Source organism: Blautia sp. HCP3S3_C4 (genome assembly GCF_052064095.1).
Classification (GTDB): domain Bacteria; phylum Bacillota; class Clostridia; order Lachnospirales; family Lachnospiraceae; genus Blautia_A.
Window position 1 is genome coordinate 1 of the sequence record NZ_JBQHWF010000035.1, and the last position, 4,402, is coordinate 4,402.

General features: G+C 40.7%; 6 protein-coding genes. 2 read left to right on the plus strand and 4 right to left on the minus strand.

From position 1 onward, the window contains the following. Nucleotides 1-138: 138 nt before the first annotated feature. The 3 genes from ACTNC6_RS15975 to ACTNC6_RS15985 form a co-directional block, all read right to left on the minus strand. Nucleotides 139-336 carry a hypothetical protein gene (locus ACTNC6_RS15975; RefSeq protein ID WP_441044623.1) on the minus strand — a complete coding sequence of 66 codons (198 nt, stop codon included), beginning with the start codon at nt 334-336 and terminating at the stop codon, nt 139-141. Nucleotides 337-444: 108 nt separating this feature from the next. Then, nucleotides 445-756, minus strand: a complete 312-nt coding sequence (locus ACTNC6_RS15980) for a hypothetical protein (RefSeq protein ID WP_055060755.1) — start codon at nt 754-756, stop codon at nt 445-447. A 136-nt stretch (nt 757-892) separates the two neighbouring features. Continuing rightward, complete coding sequence (locus ACTNC6_RS15985; RefSeq protein ID WP_441044625.1) at nt 893-1,780, minus strand: hypothetical protein; 888 nt, start codon at nt 1,778-1,780, stop codon at nt 893-895. A gap of 362 nt (nt 1,781-2,142) precedes the next feature. Here ACTNC6_RS15985 and ACTNC6_RS15990 point away from each other — a divergent pair, with 362 nt between their 5' ends. Continuing rightward, the gene (locus ACTNC6_RS15990) at nt 2,143-3,465 is read left to right on the plus strand and encodes a CAP domain-containing protein (RefSeq protein WP_441044627.1); all 1,323 of its coding nucleotides are present in this window, start codon (nt 2,143-2,145) and stop codon (nt 3,463-3,465) included. 59 nt (nt 3,466-3,524) lie between these two features. Here the strand turns inward: ACTNC6_RS15990 and ACTNC6_RS15995 are convergent, their stop codons facing one another. Then, a complete protein-coding gene (locus ACTNC6_RS15995; RefSeq protein ID WP_441044629.1) occupies nt 3,525-3,854 on the minus strand; it encodes a hypothetical protein in 330 nt (109 codons plus the stop codon). An 82-nt stretch (nt 3,855-3,936) separates the two neighbouring features. On the opposite strand from ACTNC6_RS15995, the gene ACTNC6_RS16000 reads away from it, so the two are divergent. Beyond that, nucleotides 3,937-4,402, plus strand: a 466-nt coding sequence (locus ACTNC6_RS16000) for a fibronectin type III domain-containing protein (protein WP_441044631.1), incomplete at its 3' end; no start/stop codon positions are given.

Here is a 4,402-nt window from a genome sequence, read left to right on the forward strand (position 1 = left end):
TGTTTTCTCGGGTGCTCCGTATGGCTCGGATTTTCTGATTCTTACAAAGGAGATTATCAAAAAAGTGCCAAAGAGGAGTGCTAAAAAATATAGAGCAGAAACCTTATGCCTGCATTATACAGCATTCTATCTGGCATTTCAATAAAATTCACAGTACTTATCCCGCATACTCGGATGCCGTGCTACTTTTCTCCTGTAAGCGGAATCATCCCTTCTTCCGAAACAATCTTCCCCAGATACAAGATAAGCCGTTTCCGCAGCAGTGATTTCAAGATGGTAGCCTGCATGCATTGCTATCTCCTGATTATAGTGTTCACCTCTAATCAATTTCTTCATCGTATTTAACCCTCCTATATGTCTTCATTATGGCATTGCAGCCAGTTTGGAAATCTCAGTTTCATATATGCAGGTATCCTCTTTTACCGAAGATACCCGCAATCTGTTTTACTCTTCGCACTCTCCGAACAGTTCAATGTAGTCATCCACATCCATATGTTCTTCCACCCAGTCCCTTGCCTCATCCTCAGACAACGGAATGATTTTTTCACCATCTGTATAACCGCATCCCTCAACATACTTTGCATATTTGGTCATTGCACCGCCTTCACCGCAGAGGAAAAACTCTTTCGTTCTCTTCTGGTATAACTCCTCTTCAAGATAACGGAAATCTCGTCTACTCATGGTGTCAGTACGGTATCTGCCGATATAAGTTGCAGTTTCAGTGTTATACATTTTTCCTTCAATTATTTTCTTCATGATATTTAATCCTCCTTAATCTTGAGGCTGGTATCCTCCTCACAGGACTCAGATACCGCCTCGTATGTTTTTATCATCACAGCGTTACTGTCATATGCTTTAGAAATCCTGCCGGTTCACCGGCTCTGACCGGTTTCTATGCCACCCCATTGCTGTTCCTGAAAGCCTCCATGCCCCTTTTTTTCTCCTCCTCCGCCATTCTATACAGAGAACCGGCATGTTCATTCTCAAATGTGCGGATGTTTGCTTCCAATATATGTTCCAACCAGCACCACTGGTCTATCGTCAGGGAGAATCTGTTTCTGACCTCATCGGTTTTCTCCTTCGCCAAAACATTCAGCAGTCCTTTATCCGTTTTCACGACCGGTGCATAGAAGTTTACTATTTCAATTTCTATCGGTCTCTCTGCTCCCGGATTCCAGCGGATATAGATACTATAAACAAAGCACTTATCACCTTTTTTCCTGCGGGTCAGGGGTCTCAGTTCTGCCCGGTAGATTGTCTCAGTCTCCACACAGCCCTTCTGTGCTTCCTGCTGGTTTAATCTTCCTTCATGATAGAGCTGTAACGCTGCCTCGATTGCCTGAATCTGTACTGCATTCCTTGGATATGCGGCCAGGTTCTGCTTCAGCCACTGTACCTGGCTCTTTAACAGGCTCTCGCCCTTTGCCCCATCCTCTGCCAGGGCTGCCGCAGGGGTCTTGCCCTTTAACTTGCCTGCATTGATGATTGTTGTGTAAGCCGGACTCTCTGAGGCTCCTTCGCTGACCGGTCTGGCAGTCAGCAGATGTTTCATTTTAAGGTCGTGTACCTTCTCAAAGATTCCTGGTATCTCTCTCACCGGGATGTTTGCGGTCGTTGCTTTCTTATCGGCACTGATGATAACAAAATTGAAGCGGCTGAACGTCTCGTGATGGAAAGTCAAGGGCTCGCTGCCATCCTTGCACTCTGGACGGGTAAGTTCGTTTAAAACGATAAATGTCTGGTTCTGTACTATGCTGAAACATTCTTTTGGGTTCTTCATGATTTTTTCTCCTTTTCATTAAAATCTGGGGGAATATCTGTTTTCCTATGTAAATCCCCTGTATATGATTGCTGCGGCTGTAACTGCCGCTTATAAAAGTCTGTGGACAACTATCTGTCTATGTTTTCATAGGGCATATCCTCCTTTTCATCTTCTGATATCAGTATGCTGGTTTTTCAGCAAGAAAGTTTCTCCCGGGAGAAAAAACTTTAATTTTTTCTTGCTGTATCTACTATGCTTAAAATTCTATGAGAAAATGATTTTTTTGCGGATTTTTACGCAGGCAGGGATTTTCCGGATTGTCCGGAGTCTGGAAATGCAGTACAATAAGGGCAGAGAATCTATGAAGGAGGATTTCAGACATGAAGAAAAAAAATTTGCTTCTTATGTTACTGGCTGTGATGGCTCTGCTTCTCATACCGGTATCAGTACAAGCGGCGGCAGCCAAGCCCGGCACGGTTAAGCTGTCAAGTGTCAAGGCTGTTGATTACAATAAAATCAACATCAAGTGGAAGAAGCCAAGTGGTAAATTTACAAATTATTGTATCTATTACCGCGAAAAAGACACTAATGGGAAATGGATAAAAATTAAAACTGTTAATAACAAGACATTGTCCTATACCCATACTTCTTCTGCAAAATATCCGATTGTTACAGGAGAGACTTATCAGTATACTGTCAGGGCTTACAATAAAAAAACAAAGCAGTATGGGAATTACAATAAGTCAGGACTTACAACAAAAACCAGACCGCAGCAGGTTAAGTTAACCGGGATATCTTATGACGAGGACGAAGGGGTTACAATTACCTGGAATAAAGCTGGTGGAGCATATCTTTACAGAATCTATTGTAAATCTAAAGATAACACAAAATGGCTGTCCTGCGGGCAGACAAGAAATTTAGAGTTTACAGACTCTGACCCTTACACAGGCAGAACGAATATCTATACTGTGAAAGCAGTCACGTCAAATGAAACCGCAGGAAAATTTGATACAACTGGGTTATCTATTGCAGTACCTAGCGATGGAGAAGGGGATGTTGATTCAGCTACACCAACTCCAGCATTAACGATTCAGCAGATGGTAGATGAAGTTGTAAGACTAGCGAATGTTGAGAGGGCGAAGATTGGGAATCCACCATTGAAAGTACATCCAAATTTACAAAAAGCCGCAATGCTGAGAGCACAGGAAATCTCAATTAAATTTTCTCATATTAGGCCTAATGGAACTGATTCCTCAACAGCGTGTTATGAAGCAGGAGTTGGCTGCGTTGGTCTCGAAAACATTGCTAAAGGTTATACTACACCACAAGATGTAATGAATGGATGGATGAATAGTCTTGGTCACAGAACAGCCATTTTAGAGTCATATGCATCATATGTTGGTGTTGGTGTATATAAAATTGGAAATGACTTATATTGCTGGACAATGGAATTTTCAAGTGGCCCTGATGAAAAAAGAACTCTTACGATTGATGCGAATGGCGGAATTTTTGAAGACGGCAGTACAGTTAAAAAGATTGAGTTTCCTTGTAACATTACTGTTGATTTTAATAAAGATATTCCATTACCAAAGAGAAGCGGATATACGTTATCATCTAAATGGCGTCATTATTCAATTTCTATATCCGGGACAACCTTAAATAACAACCAAGAAATTCAGGCAATTTGGATTCCAAACAGCTAAATGCTATAGCAACAAAAAAAAGAGAACGCTTTTGAGCGCTCTCTTTTTTTTTGTTGCTTTTAGTTTCTAATTTTTCTATGTTTACGTTTCTTATAATTCTTTGAATTCAATATTATATATGCGCAACCTAAAGCTGCAACCATACCGAATCCGATAAAGCCATATTTCCACTTACCATCATCACCAGTCATCGGCATTTTAAATACTGCATTGTTTGTGATGTCATATTTACAATTATAAAAATACCACTTATTCGTATATCCAACATCTTCTTTTGCAGAATCAAACTCTACATTGCCATATTCGTTTGCTTCCTGCTCTATCATGGTCATCGGCAGAGTTACCATGATTGGCTCTTTTAATAGTGCTTTATCCGGTTCTGTTTTCATTTCGGTAATCTGATATACACCCTTGCTTCTCAAAAAATCCGGTAGTACAATATGTACATAACCATAAAGGAGGATTCGGTTTATGAAAAGAAAAAAATTATTTTCTGGATTACTGTTCTTGCTGCTGACGGTCATGCTTCTCATACCGGTATCAGTACAAGCGGCGGCAGCCAAGCCCGGCACGGTTAAGCTGTCAAGTGTCAAGGCCACTGATTATAACAAGATTAATATCAAGTGGGATAAAACTTCTGGAGCTACGAACTATATCGTATACTACAGAGAATCCGGTGATAAGAAGTGGATTAAAGTGAAGACGTTAGACAACAAAAAGACAAGCTATACTCACACTTCTTCATCTAAATATCCAATCATTGTAGGCAAAAAGTATCAGTATACAGTCAAAGCTTATAACAAAAAGACGAAAAAGTCTGGCAAATATAACACAAAAGGACTGACCGCATCTACAGTTCCGCAGACAGTTAAACTTATTTCTGCAACTTATGATAAGGATACAGAAGGCGTTACCATTTCATGGAAAAAGGCTGGTG

Bases quoted from the DNA above. Each gene is read 5' to 3' on its own strand.
- ACTNC6_RS15975 (WP_441044623.1), bottom strand. From the start codon at position 336: ATGAAGAAATTGATTAGAGGTGAACACTATAATCAGGAGATAGCAATG.
- ACTNC6_RS15980 (WP_055060755.1), bottom strand. From the start codon at position 756: ATGAAGAAAATAATTGAAGGAAAAATGTATAACACTGAAACTGCAACT.
- ACTNC6_RS15985 (WP_441044625.1), bottom strand. From the start codon at position 1,780: ATGAAGAACCCAAAAGAATGTTTCAGCATAGTACAGAACCAGACATTT.
- ACTNC6_RS15990 (WP_441044627.1), top strand. From the start codon at position 2,143: ATGAAGAAAAAAAATTTGCTTCTTATGTTACTGGCTGTGATGGCTCTG.
- ACTNC6_RS15995 (WP_441044629.1), bottom strand. From the start codon at position 3,854: ATGAAAACAGAACCGGATAAAGCACTATTAAAAGAGCCAATCATGGTA.